Source organism: Erwinia tasmaniensis Et1/99, assembly GCF_000026185.1.
Taxonomy (GTDB): Bacteria; Pseudomonadota; Gammaproteobacteria; order Enterobacterales; family Enterobacteriaceae; genus Erwinia; species Erwinia tasmaniensis.
Genome location: NC_010694.1, coordinates 1,405,664 through 1,422,914, shown reverse-complemented (window position 1 = coordinate 1,422,914; position 17,251 = coordinate 1,405,664). Strand labels below are relative to the sequence as shown.

Below are 17,251 nucleotides of genomic sequence, written 5' to 3'. Positions count from 1 at the left end.
TATGGCACTTCTAACTATTCAGGATCTTAGCATCGCGTTCCGCCAGCAGAGAGAGCAGCGCCAGGTGGTTGACGGGCTGTCACTGTCGGTAGAGGCAGGAGAAACGCGCGCGCTGGTCGGCGAGTCCGGCAGCGGTAAAAGCGTCACGGCCCTGTCGGTGATGCGCCTGCTGCCAACACCGCCGGTGGTTTATCCACAGGGCGATATTTTGTTTGCCGGGCAGAGCGTGCTGCACGCCGATGAGCGCACGCTGCGCGGACTGCGCGGTAACCGCATGGCGATGATCTTTCAGGAACCGATGGTTTCACTTAATCCGCTGCACACTATTGAGAAGCAGCTGTATGAAGTGCTGTCGCTCCACCGGGGAATGCGGCGGGAGGCCGCGCGCGGTGAGATGTTAAGCTGTCTGGAGCGGGTTGGCATCCGTCAGGCGGCGAAACGCCTGAATGATTATCCGCATCAACTCTCCGGCGGCGAACGCCAGCGCGTGATGATTGCCATGGCTTTGCTAACACGGCCTGAGCTGCTGATCGCCGATGAGCCCACTACCGCGCTGGATGTGACCGTGCAGGCACAAATCCTCACCCTGCTCAAAGAGCTGAAGCAGGAGCTGAATATGGGGCTGCTGTTTATCACCCATAACCTGAATATCGTGCGAAAAATCGCCGATAACGTCACCGTTATGCGCCACGGCCAGGCGGTGGAACACAATGCCACCCGGCTGCTGTTCAGCGCACCGCAGCATAGCTGGACCCGACAGCTGCTGAACTCCGAGCCGGAAGGGTATCCCGATCCGGCAGATGAGCAGGCAGCGCCGCTGCTGCGCGTTGAAAACCTGCAGGTGGCTTTTCCCATTAAGCAGGGGCTGATGAAACGCACCGTGGGCTTCCATCATGCGCTGAAGTCACTCAGTTTCACGCTGCATCCGGGGGAAAGCCTTGGACTGGTAGGAGAATCGGGTTCCGGTAAAAGCACCACGGCGCTGGCGCTGCTGCGACTTATCCGCTCACAGGGCGAGATCTGGTTTAATGACTCACCGCTGCATCTGTGGGGCCGCAAACGGATGCTTCCGGTACGTCGGCAGATCCAGGTGGTGTTTCAGGACCCTAATTCCGCGCTGAACCCCCGCCTGAACGTGCTACAGATTATCGCCGAAGGGCTACAGGTGCACCATCCGCAGCTGAATGCCGCCGAACGTGAAGCGCGGGTGATTAGCGCGATGGAAGAGGTCGGGCTCGACCCGGCAACGCGACAGCGTTATCCCGCCGAGTTCTCTGGGGGGCAGCGACAGCGTATTGCCATTGCGCGGGCGCTCATTCTACAACCGCGGCTGATTATTCTGGATGAACCCACATCATCCCTGGATCGTACGGTGCAAAAACAGATCCTGGCACTGCTGAAAAAGCTACAGCAGGAGCACAGGCTGGCCTATATCCTTATCAGCCACGACCTGCATGTGGTGCGCTCGTTGTGTCATCAGGTGGTCGTGCTGCGTCAGGGGGAAGTGGTGGAACAGGGGCGTAGTGAGACGATATTTAACGCGGCCAGCCAGCGCTACACGCAGGAGTTACTGGCGCTGGCATAATCACAACAGGGCTGGACGCTCGGAAAAGAAAGGCTCGGCGATACCCACACCAAAATTCTTCAGGCGGCAGGTGGTCGCGCTTTCATCGGCGCGATGTACAAACAGGCAAGGCTCCCCTTCCCACTCAACTACCGAACACGCCAGCTGGATTTCTGCCAGAGCGTCTTCGATTTTCTGCATGATCTCCCACGCACCCGCGCCATTGTGACTGAGCAACCGCAGCCCAATAAGATCGTCATCACTGCTCAAACGGTTGAGCGCCAGAGGCTCAAGTGCCAGGCCCACATGCCCGCTGCACCAGCGATAACTTTGCGGTAAACGATGTACCACTGAATTTTGCAGCGTATTCAACATAGTTCCCCCAGAGCAAATTTTAAACAATAATTTCACATATACTTCACAAGGTAAATCATCAATTGAGTAAAACGTTTTAACCAACTGATCGACAATATTTTTTTTGTTTTTCTTTTATCTGTTCACCGCATAAGAGCAGCCCACAGTTATTTATTTGTGAGATATATCTCATTAACTAGATATTTTTACCGCGAACGCATGAGAATAACAACCATTACCGCTACAGATTAGTCACTTTTTACCAACCGAAGTGCACAAATAATCAACATCATGACAGAGTTACGCGTGAGATCTGCTTGAAACTCAGGTAAAAGCGCCGTGGGCTGGCGCTTTTATGTCAACGCCAGGCTTATCGCAACAGGGGGATTGGCTGTCTACGCCGATGGCGCCTTGACGGGACGGGAAGCGTACGAAAATAGCAATATAGATAGCGTAGAGCAGATGAAAATTGCCCCGATCATCGGCCATGCGCTGGTAAAATCAATCACCGACAGTAGCGCCCCGGCCAATGCGCCCACGCCAAAACGTAGGGTGCCGGCAAGTGACGAAGCCGTGCCCGCCATATGTGGAAACTCTTCCAATATGATCGCCATCGCGTTAGATGAGACCATCGCCACACAGCCGATAAACATCGCCACGCCAAAGACCAGCGCAAGAAAGCCGAGATCTAGCGCGCTGGTTAACACCAGCCAGATACCCATACTGAACTGTATTAACAGCCCAAGACGGCACATGACGACCGGGCCGAAACGGCGCACGCAACGACTATTGAGGAGCGTCATCAGGAATAAAAACACGATATTCAGGGCAAAGTAGTAACCAAAATCCTGTGGGGAAATGTGGTTCAGCTCAATGTAAACGAACGGCCCGCTATTGATAAACGCAAACAGTCCGGCAAAAGAGAAGCCGCTCGCCAGCATATAGCTGAATACCCGTTTGTGCCGGAACAGCGCAAGGAAGTTATGCAGGGTGTTACGCAGGCTAAATTTTTGCCTGTTGGCCTTTGGCAGCGTCTCTTTGATCTGGGTGACCACCAGCAGCGTAGTAATAATGGCCGCCGCTGAAATCATCCAGAAGATAGCGTGCCAGCTCCAGATTAACAGCACCCAACCGCCCACGATCGGCGCTAACAACGGTGCAACGGTCGTGACCAGCAGCACAAAGGACATCATGCGCGAAAACTCTTCCTTCGAGTAGCTGTCGCGCATCAGGGCGCTGATCACTACGCTGCCCGCCGCCGCCGACAGGCCGTGCAGGAAGCGCATATGAATAAGCTGTTCAATCGTTTGCGCGAGGGCGCAGGCCGCCGCCGCGAGGGCGAACAGGAATGTACCGAGTGCAATGACCGGCTTGCGGCCAAAACTATCCGCCAGCGGCCCATAAATCAGCTGCCCCAGGGAAAAGCCGAGAATATATAAATTCAGCGTCATCTGAACGCTGCCCGCCGACACGGAAAACTCCCGCGCAATTTGCGGCAAAGCAGGCAGATACATATCGATTGATAGCGGCATTAACATCGCCAGCAGCCCGAGGATCACCACCAGCCCCGTGGACGAGTTCTTTTTCTTTGCCGCTTCAGTCATGCGCCTGCCCCTGCTTTTTTAGCGCACCAGCCCAACGCTGGCAATTTCTTCGTCGCTTAACGGACGATATTCCCCCGGCTGCATCCCGGTGTCGAGCAGGATCGCGCCAATGCGCTCCCGATGCAGCGCCACCACACGGTTACCGACTGCAGCAAACATGCGCTTCACCTGATGATAACGCCCTTCGCTGATGGTCAGGCGTACCAGATTTGGCTCAATGACTTCCAGCGCTGCCGGTTTGGTCAGCGTTTTTTCATTGTGCAGCTGAACGCCGTCAGCGAACTGCTGCGCGGTATCGTGACCAATCGGCGATTCCAGCGTCACCAGATAGGTTTTCTCGCAGTGATGGCGCGGGGAGGTGATCCGGTGCGACCACTGACCGTCGTCGGTCATCAGCACCAGTCCGGTGGTATCGATATCCAGACGCCCGGCGGCATGAAGCTTGTAAGCACTCGGCTCCTCAAGGAAGTACAGTATGGTTGGATGGTCCGGATCGTCGGTTGAACAGACGTAGCCCACCGGCTTGTTGAGCATAAAGTAGCGCGGCCCCAGCTGCTGTTGCAGCGCGTTGCCGTCATATTCTATCGCGCTGTCGGCGCTTAATTTATATGAGCCATCGCGCACGACCTCACCATCGACGGTGACTTTTTTTGCACGTAGCTCACGCGCGGCGATAGCACGGCTGACTTCCAGCTGCTGGGATAGAAATTTATCAAGTCGCATTAACTCTGCACTGCCTGTAATTAGTTTGAGGTAAAAACTGACGCTAAACGTCTGATGATGTGGCGCACGGCGCTCATCCTGAATGGCAGCCACAGTATAGCGGCAGATGCCCGCAAGGCCCAGAGGAGCGAGCACACTTATCCTGTTTTCATGACATAATAAGCCATCGTCAGTCATTTTTGAGTCTTCATGTCATTTACCTTACGCCCCTATCAGCAGGAAGCGGTGGATGCCACCATCAGCCACTTTCGCCGTTACACCCAGCCTGCCGTCATTGTTTTGCCCACCGGCGCGGGAAAAAGCCTGGTGATTGCCGAACTGGCGCGCGTGGCGCGTGGCCGCGTGCTGGTACTGGCCCATGTCAAAGAGCTGGTGGCGCAGAACCATGCCAAATACCTCGCGTACGGACTGGAGGCAGATATCTTTGCCGCTGGACTTCAGCGCAGGGAGAGCCAGGCGAAAGTGGTTTTCGGCAGCGTGCAGTCGGTGGCGCGCAACCTTGAGCAGTTCAGCGCGGCGTTTTCCTTGCTGATTGTCGACGAGTGTCATCGCATCAGCGATGCCGATGACAGCCAGTACCAGCAGATTATCAACAGGCTACGTCAGCATAATCCGGCACTGCGGCTGCTTGGCCTGACCGCCACGCCTTACCGTCTGGGCAAAGGCTGGATTTATCACTATCACTATCACGGCATGGTCAGAGGTGCTGAAAATGCCCTGTTCCGCGACTGTATTTACGAACTGCCGCTGCGCTACATGATTAAACATGGCTTCCTGGTTCCACCTGAGCGGCTGGATATGCCGGTGGTGCAGTACGATTTCAGCCGATTACAGGCGCAGGAAAACGGGCTGTTCAGTGAAGCCGACCTCAACCGCGAGCTGAAACAGCAGCAGCGTATCACCCCGCACATCATCCAACAGATTGTTGAGTTTGCGCAGCAGCGTGAAGGCGTGATGATTTTCGCCGCAACGGTAGAGCATGCGCGCGAGATCCTCGGTCTGCTACCGGGAAGTAAGGCGCTGATCTCGGCCGCCACCCCTGCCGCCGAACGTGATGCGCTGATTAACGCCTTCAAGGCGCGCGAACTGCTGTATATGGTCAACGTTGCGGTACTGACCACCGGCTTTGATGCGCCGCACGTGGATCTTATCGCCATTTTGCGCCCTACCGAATCGGTCAGCCTGTATCAGCAAATTGTCGGCCGCGGTCTGCGCCTCAGTCCGGGAAAAAGCGACTGCCTGATCCTCGACTATGCCGGTAATCCTCACGATCTGTACACGCCGGAAGTCGGTACGCCCAAGGGCAAAAGTGATAACCAGCCGGTGCAGGTATTTTGCCCCGGCTGCGGCTTTGCCAACACCTTTTGGGGAAAAACCACCCGCGACGGCACTATCCTTGAACACTTTGGCCGCCGCTGCCAGGGCGTTCTGGAAGACGACGAAGGCCAGCGTGAACAGTGCGATTATCGTTTTCGCTTTAAACACTGCCCGCACTGCAACGCCGAGAATGATATTGCCGCACGCCGCTGTCGCGAGTGTGACGCCATCCTGGTCGATCCGGACGATATGCTGAAAGCGGCGCTGAAGCTAAAAGATGCCCTGGTGCTACGCTGTGCGGCGATGGTGCTGGAGAGCGGCAGCGACGAGCACGGCGAATGGCTGAAGGCACGATACTATGACGAGGACGCAACTGAAGTCAGTGAACGCTTCCGCCTGAAAACCCCCGCGCAGCGCACCGCGTTTGAGCAGCTTTTCTTGCGCCCGCATCAACGCGCGCCCGGCGTGCCGCTCGGCTGGAAAAACGCCGCAGATATTCTTGCGCTCCAGCCGCTGCTGCGCCATCCCGACTTTATTGTCGCGCGCAAACAGCGCCATTTCTGGGCGGTGCGCGAAAAAGTCTTTGATTACCAGGGCCGTTTCCGCCGCGCAAATGAACTGCGCTAGCGTTAATACATTGCCCGCTGCAGCAAACATCGTTATAATGCCGCCCGCTTTTGCTATGCGAAAGCAGAACAATACCACCTGCTGCTGGGTCGCCTGTAGCAGGAATAAAACTTGAAGAGACTTAAAATGTTCACTATTAATGTTGAAACCCGTAAAGAGCAGGGCAAGGGTGCGAGCCGCCGCCTGCGTACAGCTAACAAATTCCCGGCTATCATCTATGGCGGGAACGAAGCGGCTGTTGCTATCGAACTGGACCACGACTCCGTAATGAACCTGCAATCTAAGCCAGGTTTTTACGACGAAGTGCTGACTCTGGTTGTAGATGGTAAAGAAACCAAAGTAAAAGTTCAGGCTGTACAGCGTCACCCGTTCAAGCCAAAACTGCACCACATCGACTTCGTTCGCGCTTAATCGCCCGACCGTTACTGATGTGAAAAAACGCCGCTTAATGCGGCGTTTTTTTTGCGTTCGGTTCTCGCCCGACGGCAAAATTTTGCCACGGGCGGCGGCGTATTCCGCGCGTCAGGTTCAGCTCTATACGTCCATTATTTCGCACCGGTGCGGCGCTGTAACTGGTCGCGCAGATTTGGCGGAGTTCCCTTGATGGTTAAGGTATCCGTAGCCGGGTCCCAGAAGATACGTTCGCCTAACAGCATCGCGTCAAAATTCAGCGTCAGACCGCCACCGCTGCCGGCGAATTTCGTCAGCTGGCGCAGCGTCGTGCGATCTGCCGGGAAACTCTCCTCCAGCTCATAGCCCTGATCCTGGGTAAACGCCTGGAAGGTTTTCTCGCCGAGCGGAGCCAGTTCGTTTGAAAGATCCTGTAGCGCGATCTCTTCACCCGCCTGCAGCTGCTCATTACAGTAGCTGTAAACCTGCTGACGGTAATTCTGCCGCTCATTTTTATCCAGGCTGGCTTCTGCACAGTAGTCATCAACCGCCTGTAGCAGGCCACGGTTTTGCGCTTTGGTGTCCAGACCCACGCTGGCACCGAGGAAATCCATAAAGAAATCGGCCACTTTTCGCCCTACCCGCCCGCGCAGGAAGGTCAGATAGCGCGTCGAGTCGGGGTGGGTTTCCCATTCGGTCAGATCGATACGCGCAACGATATCAGCATGATTGATATCAAGATAATGCGTGCTGCTGATATCCAGTTCTTCATTAACCCGCATGCTGTTCTGACTGCTTAATACCGCAATCAGCAGATATTCAACCGCCAGATAGCGATAGTGGCCGAACAGCACGATCCCGCCCTCGGCGAAGGGGTATTTTCCCAACTCATCACGTAAACGCGCGCTGGCAGCACGGCTGAAAGCAAGGAAATCATCCTCACCTTTGCGGCAGTTGCGCAACGCATCGGCCAGTTCACTCTCTTCATTAAACAGGCCATAGGCTTTGCTTTTGGCGCTGTACACACGATGCAGTTCTTCCATCATCGCCGTGACGGTCGGGTTAGATGGCAACAAAGAGTCGCGCAGCACCAGTTCCAGCGTTTGTTCGTCGCGCTTAATCATCTGATGAAGGGCGATCTGATCGATATCCAGACTCATGGTAAACTCTCCTTTAGACACAGGCGCGTATTCAAACACCGTGCGTCTTTACGATCAACTGCAACAACGGTGCGCAATTCATTCGGGGTTGATGACGATAAAAAAGCAGAAAAAAGCGCGCTCTTACGGTAAGATAGCGCCTTTTAAACCTTAGTAAAATTGACGTTATGGCACAATCATCCCGTTACAGCAACGAACGCGTGGAGAAGATCCTCGCAGAAATGGTTCAGGTCCTGGAAAAAAACCAGACCCCTACCGACCTTTCCCTGATGGTTCTGGGAAATATGGTGACCAATTTACTTAACACCAGCGTTGCGCCGGCTCAACGCCAGGCAATGGCGCGCTCGTTTGCCGATGCTCTCCAGGCCTCGGTGCGCGATGACCCATCCCACTGATGAGATGATACTGATTCCATTATGGTAACTAACCAGCAGCGCTACCGTGAAAAAGTCTCCCAGATGATCGGCTGGGGGCACTGGTTCGCCCTGTTTAATATCATCTTTGCCGTTATTCTCGGTAGTCGCTACCTGTTTATTTCAGACTGGCCAGCTTCGCTGGCCGGACGAATCTATTCCTTCAGTAGCTGGATCGGACACTTCAGCTTTATCGTCTTTGCCGCCTATCTGCTGATTATATTTCCTCTCACCTTCGTGGTGATGTCACAACGCCTGCTGCGCTTCCTGTCGGCCATCATCGCCACGACAGGATTAACCCTAATTCTGGTCGACAGTGCGGTCTTCGACCGTTTCCACCTGCATCTTAACCCGGTGGTATGGGAACTGGTGGTTAACCCCGATCCGAGCGAGATGGCGCGCGACTGGCAGCTGATGTTTATCAGCGTGCCGGTTATTTTTCTCGTTGAGATGCTGTTCGCCACCTGGAGCTGGCAGAAGCTGCGCAGCCTGAACCGCCGCAGCTTTGGCAAACCGCTGGCCGGGCTGTTTATCAGCGCCTTCTTTGCCAGCCATCTGATGTATATCTGGGCGGATGCTAACTTTTACCGACCGATTACCATGCAGCGCTCTAACCTGCCGCTCTCCTACCCCATGACGGCCCGGCGCTTTCTTGAGAAGCACGGCCTGCTGGATGCGCAGGAATACCAGCGCCGTCTGGTACAGCAGGGTAGCCCTGAGGCGCTGTCGGTGGCTTATCCGCTGAGTGATATTACCTTTAGCGATAATGCCACGCGCAACAATTTGTTGGTGATAACGGTTGATGGGCTGAATCAAAGCTCGATGACGCAAACCTTACCCAACCTGACGCGATTTGCCGGAAACAACGTCCGCTTCAGCCAGCACTTCAGTGCCGGAACCAGCGATGATAACGGTCTGTTCGGTCTTTTTTACGGTATTTCGCCAAGCTATATGGACGGCGTGCTGTCTTCACGCACGCCTTCTGCGCTGATTAATGCGCTGGGACAGCGTGGCTACCAGTTTGGCCTGTTTGCCAGCGACGGTTTTTCATCTCCGCTTTATCGCCAGGCCTTGCTGTCAGATTTCTCGCTGCCTGCGGGCAGCAACGGTCAGTCTAATGCCGCAACGACTTTGCAATGGCAGCGGTGGCTCAACGGACATAATAACCCGACTGCTCCCTGGTTCTCTTATCTGTCACTGTCGACATCCGACGCTAACGGTAAGGCACGTCAACCTGATGCCCGCCGCTATCAGCGTGCTGCGGCTGACGTTGATGAGCAGATACAGAACGTGCTCAATACGCTGGAGCAAAAGGGCCTGCTGGCAAATACCGTGGTGGTGATCACCGCGCAGCATGGGGTGGTGCTGGATGGTGATAGTCACAATGGCAATCGCGCTATGCTACAGGTGCCACTGGTGGTGCACTGGCCAGCGACCCCGGCACAGACGGTGAATAAACTCACCGACCATCAGGACATTATGACCACCCTGATGCAGCGCCTGCTGCATATTACTACTCCAGCGGCTGACTACTCGCAGGGTGAAGATTTATTTGCCACTCAACGCCGCCGTAACTGGGTGACAAGCAGAACTGACCAGCTGCTGATCACCACGCCAGAAGAGACGCTGGCGCTGGATAATAACGGGAACTACTCCGCGTGGGATTTGCAGGGCAATCTGCTGAAGGATCGTAAACCTCAACTGGCGCTGCTGCTGCAGGTATTGACAGACGAAAAACGATTTATCGCAAATTAGCTGTACAAATCTAACGCAGTCAACGCGTTAGCGGCTTGCATTTCACATGCAGTTGAGTAAGATAGCTACATCTGTCGGCACGTAGCGCAGCTTGGTAGCGCACCGTCATGGGGTGTCGGGGGTCGGAGGTTCAAATCCTCTCGTGCCGACCAAAAAAATCCCCTAAAAACCAACCCTTAGCGGTTGGTTTTTTTATATCTTGGATTTGCCGATGGTAAAACGATGGTAAAACTATGGTAAAACCTCACCCGTTTCATGTTGATATCGCGGTATTGATCATCAGTTGAGGATGGAAATTGCCATATTGCTGATTTTTCGTGACATTTTGTTTTATGATGCACTGCTATCTTTTTGACCCTCGATTCGAATAATCTCATTCATCGCCTCCTCCGCGTCTGTAATCGCGCGCTTCACAAGATTGAACAGGGATGTATACTTCAGTGTGAGATGCAGTCGTTCACGCTACTGGCTATTGATCTCTGATTTTAATGTAGGAATTGCTATTTTTGTTAGTGCACGTGTGATTTCATTATCAATATAACAAATTGATTTAGTTATATATTTTTGGGTTTTGATTACCACTCTTTACTACTCTGAGCAAGGTTTACGCCTGGTCATTGTTGATGCGAGAGGCCCATGTTGGCCCTTCCCTGTGCAGATACCCAGCCTGATTAAAAATCCATTTCACTGATAACATAAGCATATGTTAACATTCAGCTAATTTTGTTAGAGGTGAATGAAGCGCATGCTGAAAATGCGAATGGTTTACGATGATGAGGCGAGGAAAAGTGGCAAAGGAAGCCTCATGGTATACGGTGTCGGAAATTTTCCGGTACTAAGTGGCCGCACAACTCATGTCAATGACCCAAACTGTGAATACCTTGCTGATGAGGGTTTTATACCCGTTGGTCGTTATTGGATCGTGGATGCTTTAAAAGGCGGGGTTTACACTCAGGCACGGCGACAATTTCTCGACTTCCTTCATAACATCAATCACGCACAATGGTTTGGACTTTTTAATTCGCAAACTATTAACGACTATACGTTCGTAAACGGCACAAAACGTACTGGGTTTCGGCTACATCCTGTACGCCCCGATGGCAGCGGCAAATCTTGGGGCGGTATAACCCTTTTCAGGGCCAGTGATTTCGAACACATTAGAAAGGCATTACTTCGCGTCAACAAAGTCAAGGTGCCAAGGCCATGCAGTGGGCCTATGAATATGTCGATGCCTTGGGGAGAGCTGATTATGCCAAATGCGTTGTTTATGAAAGCAACCTTTGCCATCATCTATCTGGTAGTGGCTATGTTGCTTATAAAATTTATTGCTCCACTCAACAATCTCGTTTTTTCTCTGGGCTCATGGCTTTTCTTTAAGTTAGATTCAGGGGGATTGGGATTGATTGGCAGTGATTATCAGTGGGGAGAAGACCCGGCAACGCTTTGTGTTGCCCTCGCCTCATTGGTACTACTCGCCTGGCTGATTTCACGTATCCTTAAGCTGGTTATATACAGATGGTGATGATGATGGACTTAAGAAAAAAGCTACGTTGTGTTTCATTGGCGTTCAGCTTAAGAATAAAAAAAAGAATAAAAAAAAGCAAAATAAAGACCGTTTTGATACTCCGTTATGACCGAATTGGCGATATGGTCGTTACTACTCCCTTGATTAGAGTGCTACATCAGCACGGATACGAAGTTAGCACCATATCCCAAAAAGACAGTATAGATTTTATTTCAAAAAACCCATACGTAAAAAACACCTACGTCTGGAGCAGGGATACCAAGAAGTTCATTAAAAATATCCTGGCAATACGAAAGAATAAATATGACATCGCTATCGACATGCGCGAACAGTTGGAAGTAAAGACTTTTCTATTCAGTCTGATGACTGGTGCAAGGTATTTAGTTGGGTTCAATAAAGAGAATATCAGAGGGTTCGATAAATCTATTTTCTACAACAACCCCAACAATCATATAACTATGAAAATGGATGCCGTTTTAAGGGAAGTTTTCGACATTCACGGAGCTGATTTAAGCTACGACGCCTTTGTTGATGACGAGATAGAATCCAGAGCCATTACCTTTTATGATTCTTTTCGCAAGGAAAATGAAAAGTTTATCGTTATAAACCCCTTCGCTTCTTTAAGGGAGAGGGATATGTCTTATGAACAGCTGAGCTACCTTATAGAGCAAATCAAGACTGCCTATCATGAGCATTGTATCGTTCTTATTGGTCATCTTGATCTTCTCGAGCCACTCAGAGGTTTAGGGGTCAAGATATTCGAATCTGAAACCATACTTGATGTTATCCCAGTGATTAAGCACAGTGATCTGGTTGTTACGGTTGATACTGCCGCCCTACACATAGCGGGCGCGTTCAACAAAAAAATCGTTGCTCTGTATGGACTATTTTATTGGGACGAGCATGCGCAATGGCTCAAGTGGGATTTTTTCAACTCCAAAGCCCTTCCAGAAAACTTTGATATTAAAAATTACCTCCACAATAATGAACATGCGTGGGGTGTAAAGACAAATAATATAAGTGAAAGCCTTTATTCAGAAAGAGGCAGACTGATAAATACAATTCCAAAAGAAGATATTGCTTCAACAGCCATAAAAATATTAAATTTGTAATGGGTAATTATTGGGGTGCTGAACACCCCTCTATCATATACTCAAGGAATAACTGGCCATTCTATATCAGGAGCTTACGATGAAGCGACTGGATTCAAAAGCACCCTATATTTTTTCCATTCCAAACTCTGAGCCTTCTTTTCTTCTGTCGCTATATCCAGTTCTACTGCATCCTGAAGAACAGGTGTTTTTTGTGATGCTTCGTCCATTAACCGCTTTTTACGCGCATTCGCTTCACTTACCTAGTCGATGACCGGATCGGTCAGCATTGGCAAGTCGCTACCATCAGGCGTCATAATTTTCCCATTTGACTGCCCATTCATCAGATTTTCGTCGTAAGGGTAAGCAACGCCCGCCGGTGCGTAATCCGGCTCCGCTGGCAACGCCGGAAGCGCTAAACCAAAGTGGGTCCATCGATTTTATGCACGACGCGCTGGTCTGTGGGCGAGGTTTTCGGACCTTTGACGTGGTGCATGATTTTAACCATGAGGCTCTGGCTATTGAAATTGACCTGAATATCCCGGCGCAGCGCGTCGTGCTGGTGCTGGTGCTGGTGCTGGTGCTGGTGCTGGTGCTGGACAGGATAGTGGCAAACCGTGGATATCCGTTGAAGATGCGGATGGATAACGGGCCGGAGCTGATATCACTGACTCTGGCGCAATGGGCTGAAGGCCACGATGTGATGCTGGAATTTATCACGCCGGGTAAGCCAACGCAGAACGCGTTTATCGAACGGTTTAACCCAACGTACCGGGCCGAAATATTGGATTTACCTGTTCAGAACGCTGAATGAAGCACGGGAAACGACGGAACGCTGGCTGAATGAATATCACAGTGAGCAATCCCATGGATCCCTGAATAACCTGTCGCCGGAAGAATACCGGCTGAAGGCTTAGAGGCCGGAATGATCAAAAAGTGTGGGGAACTAGAACTGGGATACTTACAGGATCACCTTCATTTTTTTAATTTATACCCACATGACTCACGAATAATCAATTCAGGTTTAAGAAGATGTTTAACGGCTGGGGCATCGGGATCTTTCACTCTTCTTAAAAGCGTCTGACTGGCCAGTTCACCAACCTGATGACTGTGTAAAGCCACGGTAGTCAGCGGTGGATTGCTGAAAGCAGTGTTTGCCACGCCATCACTTCCCACAACCGCAATATCTTTTCCGGGTATCAGGCCTTGTTGACCAATTTCACTGATCGCCCCCATGGCAATGAGGTCGTTATAACAAACGACGGCGGTTGGACGTTTCTTTGAAGCCAGCAGCTGGCGCATGGCATCTTTCCCGCCCTGCATACTGATATTGCAGGCCACCACCCAGGGCTTATGTAATGCTATCCCATTGTGCCGCAGGCAGTGCTCGTAGCCATCTTGCCTGACCACGCTGACACTGTTAATTCTATTGCGTCCAATAAAGGCAATATCCTGGTGTCCCAGATCGATCAGATGCTGGGTTGCAATTTTAATGCCTGCGTAATTATCGCAACCAATATAATCCGACTCATCATCATTTAACGAGCGCATGACGGTTACAAAAGGCATTCCCCAGCTTTTTAGCGTCTTTGTCAAAGTGGGCGGTGTATATAATGCAGGACAAAGAATTAAACCCGTTGCCTTTTGCTCACGCATTGACGACAGCACCTTTTCCTGTAGCTGAATATCTTCGCCGGTATGGGAAAGCAGCGTGATAAACCCCGACTCCAGTAACCGTCGCTCGGCGCCAATCAACAGCTCAACAAAAAATGAGTTTGTCAGGTCGTTGACGACCATAGCGACAACGTTGCTGGTGCCCTGCCTGAGACTGGCTGCACTACGGTTGTAAACGTAGTTAAGATTTTCGGCGGCTTTTCTCACTTTTTCAGCGGTTGCTGGCTTAACCAGCGAGCTGTTATTTAACACCAGTGAGACCGTTGATTTAGACACCCCTGCCGCCCGCGCAATGTCCAAAATCGTTATCGTGCCGTCTTTATCTGACAATCCCACGCGCAAAACTCCCTGTTAAAATTTCCGTCAAGATTAGCTGGCCTACCCGGCAAAATCTATCATAACCCCGTAATTCATCCATCATTACCCGGACGTCATCGCTGAAACGCCACTTTGAGACTTTGATCAAACTTCTCAACACAATATTTTAACCTTATTGACACATAAATCGTTCGATTATAGATTTTTGGAACGTTCCAAAGAAAGATTGGAACGATTAGATGGCAGAGTTTTAAGAAAGCGTTCGATTCTGAAAGTTCATTTTCAGACGGCAGGCCTGCTCTGTTACGGGTGAGACAGAACTTAAGCTCTGTTTTGCTGCTCCTGAAATCATCAACATGTGAACGCTATGAAAAAACTCATCTCCGCAGAAAAAGCAGCCTCTTTGATCGATGATGATGCCTGTGTAACGGTCAGTTCTGCCAGCGGGCTGAATTGCCCTGATGCCGTACTTTCAGCCCTGGGGAAACGTTATAAAGATGAAGCCAAACCGCGCAATCTGACCCTGGTCCACCCCATCGCGGCGGGTGATATGTATGGGATTGATGGCATTGAGCACCTGGCGCAAAGCGGGCTGCTCAAAAAAGTCATTGCCGGTTCACTGCCGAGCGGCCCTTCATCGCTGCCGATGCCGACGATCTGGAAAATGATCGTTGAGGATCAGATAGCAGGCTACAACGTGCCAAGCGGCGTGCTTTTTGACTTACACAAAGATGCAGCGGCCAAACGCCCCGGCGTTTTGACTAAAGTGGGCCTGGATACCTTTGCCGATCCTGAACGTCAGGGATGTGCGATGAACGCGCTTGCTGAAGCCGAGCCAATTGTTTCCCGAATCGAATTCTCCAACCAAAGCTGGCTGCACTTCCACCCTCTGATCCCTGATATTGCCATTATCCGCGCCACAACGGCCGATGAACGCGGCAACCTCTCCTTTGAACACGAAGGGGGGCTGTTGGGTACGGTGGATCAGGCTCTTGCCGTGCGTAATAACGGCGGGATTGTTATCGCTCAGGTTAAGCGTGTGACAAAAGCAGGAACGATCAAGCCTCATCATGTCCACGTTCCCTGCAATCTCGTCGACTATGTTGTTGTCGCACCTGAGCAGATGCAAACAACCATGGTGCAATACGATCCGGCCATAAGCGGTGAAATCTTTCATCCTGAAAGCGCTTTCGAGTTAGCTCCGTGGGGCACCGAAAAACTGATCGCCCGCCGTGCTGCCATGCAGCTACAAAAAGGGATGACCGCCAATCTCGGTTTTGGCATCTCTGCCAATGTGCCACGCATATTGCTTGAAGAAGGCATGGATGGCGAAGTGACGTGGGTTATCGAACAGGGTGCTGTCGGAGGGATGCCGCTGCTAGGTTTTGCCTTTGGCTGTTCGGCAAATGCCGATGCCATTGTTCCGGCTTCGACGCAGTTCACCTATTTCCAGGGGGGAGGCTTCGATATCGCCCTGCTCTCTTTCCTGCAAATTGACCGATACGGCAATGTCAACGTGTCGAAGTTACCGGGTAAACCCTATCTGACCGCAGGCTGTGGCGGCTTTGTCGATATTACCACCCACGCCAGGAAGCTGGTGTTCTCTGGCTACTTCAAAGCCGGAGCCAAACAGCATATTCAGGACGGCCAGCTGGTTATCACCCAGGAAGGTAAAACCAGCAAGTTTGTCAACGACGCCGATCACGTCACCTTTAGTGGTCGCATGGCCATCGAGCGCGGTCAGGATGTGACTTACGTCACCGAGCGCTGCGTGATGAAGCTGACTTCCGATGGGCTGATGGTGACGGAAATTGCACCGGGAATAGATCTTGAAAGCGACATACTCGATCAGGCCGAATTCAAACTTATCGTTTCTGACGATTTGAAAATGATGGACCCGCGCCTGTTCCACGAATGCCAAATGGGCATGACCTTAACGGAGGTACAGCATGGCCGATAACTCTGGAAGCGTACTGCTGGAGATGCGCGGAGCTATCGCGATCGTTACCCTGCACCGGCCGGAAAAATTGAACGCCCTTACGCCGTCGATGCTGGCAGAACTGGCACGCGTTGCGGACGAAATTGATGACAACCCCGCCATACGGGTGGCTATTTTAACCGCATCGGGCGATCGCGCCTTTTGTGTCGGCGCGGATATTAACGTCTGGTCATCCATGCAGCCTCTGGATATGTGGCGTAAATGGATTAGAAACGGCCATCGCGTTTTCGACCGGCTTGCCACCCTTCAGGTTCCCCTTATTGCCGCCATTAACGGCCATGCTTTTGGCGGCGGTCTGGAGCTGCTGGCCACCACAGATATCCGCATTTGCGATCCTGCTGCGACCTTTGCGCTGCCGGAGGCAGGCATTGCAACCTGTCCCGGCTGGTCCGGTACGCAGCGTCTGGTTCAGCTTACCGGCCCAGGTCAGGTCAAATATCTGGCACTGACCGGCACCAGGATGGACGCGAAACGCGCCTTTGAAACCGGGCTGGTACAGGAAATCAGCGCGGCCAACCAGTCGCTAGCCTGCGCCATCGCGCTGGCGGAGAAGATCGCCGCACTGGCCCCGGTTGCCGTCCAGCTCACCCGTCAGATTATTGATGCAGGCCTGGGCAATAACACGGCGATGACGCTTGAAGGCCTGGCGGGTTCGCTTTCAGCGACAACCGCTGACGCCAGAGAGGGGCTTGCCAGCTTTACTGAACGCCGTAGCGCACTTTACCAGGGAGAATAAT

At 52.1% G+C, this 17,251-nt stretch carries 14 protein-coding genes, 1 tRNA gene and 2 pseudogenes; 11 read left to right on the top strand and 6 right to left on the bottom strand.

Annotated elements, in window-relative coordinates:
- The first annotated feature begins 1 nt into the window (after position 1).
- Positions 2-1,585 (top strand): microcin C ABC transporter ATP-binding protein YejF, encoded by a 1,584-nt coding sequence (gene yejF / locus ETA_RS07410; RefSeq protein ID WP_012441005.1) that lies wholly within the window; start codon positions 2-4, stop codon positions 1,583-1,585.
- Here yejF and ETA_RS07405 read toward each other — a convergent pair whose 3' ends face one another.
- From ETA_RS07405 to rsuA, 3 genes are all read right to left on the bottom strand, one after another.
- Entirely contained in the window at positions 1,586-1,939 is a 354-nt protein-coding gene (locus ETA_RS07405) for a YejG family protein (RefSeq protein ID WP_012441004.1), read from the bottom strand.
- A 374-nt stretch (positions 1,940-2,313) separates the two neighbouring features.
- A complete protein-coding gene (locus ETA_RS07400; RefSeq protein WP_012441003.1) occupies positions 2,314-3,522 on the bottom strand; it encodes a Bcr/CflA family multidrug efflux MFS transporter in 1,209 nt (402 codons plus the stop codon).
- Between the two features lie 18 nt (positions 3,523-3,540).
- A complete protein-coding gene (gene rsuA, locus ETA_RS07395; RefSeq protein WP_012441002.1) occupies positions 3,541-4,245 on the bottom strand; it encodes a 16S rRNA pseudouridine(516) synthase RsuA in 705 nt (234 codons plus the stop codon).
- A gap of 189 nt (positions 4,246-4,434) precedes the next feature.
- On the opposite strand from rsuA, the gene ETA_RS07390 reads away from it, so the two are divergent.
- Together ETA_RS07390 and rplY are read left to right on the top strand one after the other, a co-directional pair.
- A complete protein-coding gene (locus ETA_RS07390) occupies positions 4,435-6,189 on the top strand; it encodes a DEAD/DEAH box helicase (protein WP_012441001.1) in 1,755 nt (584 codons plus the stop codon).
- Between the two features lie 126 nt (positions 6,190-6,315).
- On the top strand, positions 6,316-6,600 hold the full coding sequence (rplY, locus tag ETA_RS07385) for a 50S ribosomal protein L25 (protein WP_012441000.1): 285 nt from the start codon (positions 6,316-6,318) through the stop codon (positions 6,598-6,600).
- Between the two features lie 134 nt (positions 6,601-6,734).
- Here rplY and yejK read toward each other — a convergent pair whose 3' ends face one another.
- Positions 6,735-7,739: a nucleoid-associated protein YejK gene (yejK, locus tag ETA_RS07380; RefSeq protein WP_012440999.1), complete on the bottom strand. Its 1,005-nt coding sequence runs from the start codon at positions 7,737-7,739 to the stop codon at positions 6,735-6,737.
- A gap of 167 nt (positions 7,740-7,906) precedes the next feature.
- Between yejK and ETA_RS07375 the strand changes: the two genes are divergently transcribed.
- The 5 genes from ETA_RS07375 to ETA_RS07350 all read left to right on the top strand — a co-directional run bounded on the left by ETA_RS07375 (position 7,907) and on the right by ETA_RS07350 (position 12,544).
- Positions 7,907-8,134, top strand: a complete 228-nt coding sequence (locus ETA_RS07375) for a YejL family protein (RefSeq protein WP_012440998.1) — start codon at positions 7,907-7,909, stop codon at positions 8,132-8,134.
- Positions 8,135-8,155: 21 nt separating this feature from the next.
- Positions 8,156-9,907: an LPS biosynthesis-modulating metalloenzyme YejM gene (gene yejM, locus ETA_RS07370; protein ID WP_012440997.1), complete on the top strand. Its 1,752-nt coding sequence runs from the start codon at positions 8,156-8,158 to the stop codon at positions 9,905-9,907.
- 75 nt (positions 9,908-9,982) lie between these two features.
- Positions 9,983-10,059, top strand: a tRNA-Pro gene (locus ETA_RS07365).
- Positions 10,060-10,652: 593 nt separating this feature from the next.
- On the top strand, positions 10,653-11,429 hold the full coding sequence (locus tag ETA_RS19720; RefSeq protein ID WP_197531936.1) for a DUF2778 domain-containing protein: 777 nt from the start codon (positions 10,653-10,655) through the stop codon (positions 11,427-11,429).
- 2 nt (positions 11,430-11,431) lie between these two features.
- Positions 11,432-12,544: a glycosyltransferase family 9 protein gene (locus tag ETA_RS07350; protein ID WP_231853304.1), complete on the top strand. Its 1,113-nt coding sequence runs from the start codon at positions 11,432-11,434 to the stop codon at positions 12,542-12,544.
- A gap of 74 nt (positions 12,545-12,618) precedes the next feature.
- Here the strand turns inward: ETA_RS07350 and ETA_RS19210 are convergent.
- Positions 12,619-12,771: pseudogene (locus ETA_RS19210) on the bottom strand (tail fiber assembly protein); the annotation flags it as partial.
- Positions 12,772-12,869: 98 nt separating this feature from the next.
- Here ETA_RS19210 and ETA_RS07345 point away from each other — a divergent pair.
- Positions 12,870-13,440, top strand: a pseudogene (locus tag ETA_RS07345) (integrase core domain-containing protein); the annotation flags it as partial.
- A 58-nt stretch (positions 13,441-13,498) separates the two neighbouring features.
- On the opposite strand, the gene ETA_RS07340 reads toward ETA_RS07345, so the two are convergent.
- A complete protein-coding gene (locus ETA_RS07340) occupies positions 13,499-14,533 on the bottom strand; it encodes a LacI family DNA-binding transcriptional regulator (RefSeq protein WP_049778749.1) in 1,035 nt (344 codons plus the stop codon).
- 349 nt (positions 14,534-14,882) lie between these two features.
- On the opposite strand from ETA_RS07340, the gene ETA_RS07335 reads away from it, so the two are divergent.
- Together ETA_RS07335 and ETA_RS07330 are read left to right on the top strand one after the other, a co-directional pair.
- Positions 14,883-16,475, top strand: a complete 1,593-nt coding sequence (locus tag ETA_RS07335; protein ID WP_012440993.1) for an acyl CoA:acetate/3-ketoacid CoA transferase — start codon at positions 14,883-14,885, stop codon at positions 16,473-16,475.
- Complete coding sequence (locus ETA_RS07330) at positions 16,465-17,250, top strand: enoyl-CoA hydratase/isomerase family protein (protein ID WP_012440992.1); 786 nt, start codon at positions 16,465-16,467, stop codon at positions 17,248-17,250. The genes ETA_RS07335 and ETA_RS07330 overlap by 11 nt, the downstream gene beginning before the upstream one ends.
- Position 17,251: the final 1 nt, after the last annotated feature.

Coding starts and splice junctions, on each gene's coding strand:
- rsuA (WP_012441002.1), bottom strand. CDS start 4,245: ATGCGACTTGATAAATTTCTATCCCAGCAGCTGGAAGTCAGCCGTGCT.
- ETA_RS07375 (WP_012440998.1), top strand. CDS start 7,907: ATGGCACAATCATCCCGTTACAGCAACGAACGCGTGGAGAAGATCCTC.
- rplY (WP_012441000.1), top strand. CDS start 6,316: ATGTTCACTATTAATGTTGAAACCCGTAAAGAGCAGGGCAAGGGTGCG.
- ETA_RS07350 (WP_231853304.1), top strand. CDS start 11,432: ATGATGGACTTAAGAAAAAAGCTACGTTGTGTTTCATTGGCGTTCAGC.
- yejM (WP_012440997.1), top strand. CDS start 8,156: ATGGTAACTAACCAGCAGCGCTACCGTGAAAAAGTCTCCCAGATGATC.
- yejK (WP_012440999.1), bottom strand. CDS start 7,739: ATGAGTCTGGATATCGATCAGATCGCCCTTCATCAGATGATTAAGCGC.
- yejF (WP_012441005.1), top strand. CDS start 2: ATGGCACTTCTAACTATTCAGGATCTTAGCATCGCGTTCCGCCAGCAG.
- ETA_RS07390 (WP_012441001.1), top strand. CDS start 4,435: ATGTCATTTACCTTACGCCCCTATCAGCAGGAAGCGGTGGATGCCACC.
- ETA_RS19720 (WP_197531936.1), top strand. CDS start 10,653: ATGCTGAAAATGCGAATGGTTTACGATGATGAGGCGAGGAAAAGTGGC.
- ETA_RS07400 (WP_012441003.1), bottom strand. CDS start 3,522: ATGACTGAAGCGGCAAAGAAAAAGAACTCGTCCACGGGGCTGGTGGTG.
- ETA_RS07405 (WP_012441004.1), bottom strand. CDS start 1,939: ATGTTGAATACGCTGCAAAATTCAGTGGTACATCGTTTACCGCAAAGT.
- ETA_RS07335 (WP_012440993.1), top strand. CDS start 14,883: ATGAAAAAACTCATCTCCGCAGAAAAAGCAGCCTCTTTGATCGATGAT.
- ETA_RS07330 (WP_012440992.1), top strand. CDS start 16,465: ATGGCCGATAACTCTGGAAGCGTACTGCTGGAGATGCGCGGAGCTATC.